The following is a 792-nucleotide window of genomic DNA, read 5'->3' on the forward strand; positions in this document are numbered from 1 at the left end:
CACCGACTGGACACGGGACATGCACACCTTCTGGGAAAAGCGCATGGACGCCCTCGACGATTTGCTCACAAGGATGGACCAATGACTTTCAGCACCCTGATCCGGCAGGGCCATCGCTGGCTCTCGATCTTTTTCACCCTCACCGTCATTGCCAATTTCGTATTGCTCTTTGCCGGCCAGCAGAACGATGTCGTCACCTATCTGCCGCTTTTGCCGCTCTTCCTGCTCATGTTCAGTGGCCTCTACATGTTCTTCCGCCCCTATTTTTCCCGCCGCAAGGCCAGCTAGGAGCATCAGGTGACCGGCAAACCCGTCCTTCTCTCCGGCGGCAATCCGCAGATCGCCAAGGGCTATGGCGAGGAACCGATCCGCGCCTATATCGCCGCCATGCCCGGCTGGAAAAGCGCCGCCGGCCAGCGCATCGACGCCATCATTTCCCGCGCCGTGCCCGGCGTCGTCAAAGCGGTGAAATGGAACTCGCCCTTTTACGGCATGGAAAAGGACCTCTGGTTTCTCAACCTGCATTGCTTCGACAAATATATCAAAGTCACCTTCTTTCAGGGCGCCTCCCTCGATCCGGTGCCCGAGGGCAAGTCCAAATATCCTGCGGTGCGCCACCTCAACATCCGCGAAGGCGACGATTTCGAAGCCCAACTCGCCCAATGGGTCGTGCAGGCCAGTCTCCTGCCCGGCGAAAAGCTCTAGGAGCCCCAAACATGCCCAAGGCCACCGCCCATCTCGACCAGTCCCAGGCCCCGGCAATGATCGACCAGCGCATCGCCGAACTGGGTG

At 59.6% G+C, this 792-nt stretch carries 2 protein-coding genes; both read left to right on the forward strand.

Annotated features, from left to right (window positions below; genetic code table 11):
• The first annotated feature begins 81 nt into the window (after positions 1-81).
• Positions 82-288, forward strand: coding sequence for a hypothetical protein (locus tag ACK4SE_RS13885; RefSeq protein WP_409693888.1), 207 nt, complete (start codon positions 82-84; stop codon positions 286-288).
• 9 nt (positions 289-297) lie between these two features.
• Positions 298-705, forward strand: a complete 408-nt coding sequence (locus ACK4SE_RS13890) for a DUF1801 domain-containing protein (RefSeq protein ID WP_409693890.1) — start codon at positions 298-300, stop codon at positions 703-705.
• Positions 706-792: the final 87 nt, after the last annotated feature.

It is taken from the genome of Brevundimonas sp., assembly GCF_046293315.1.
In the GTDB taxonomy this organism is placed as follows: domain Bacteria; phylum Pseudomonadota; class Alphaproteobacteria; order Caulobacterales; family Caulobacteraceae; genus Brevundimonas.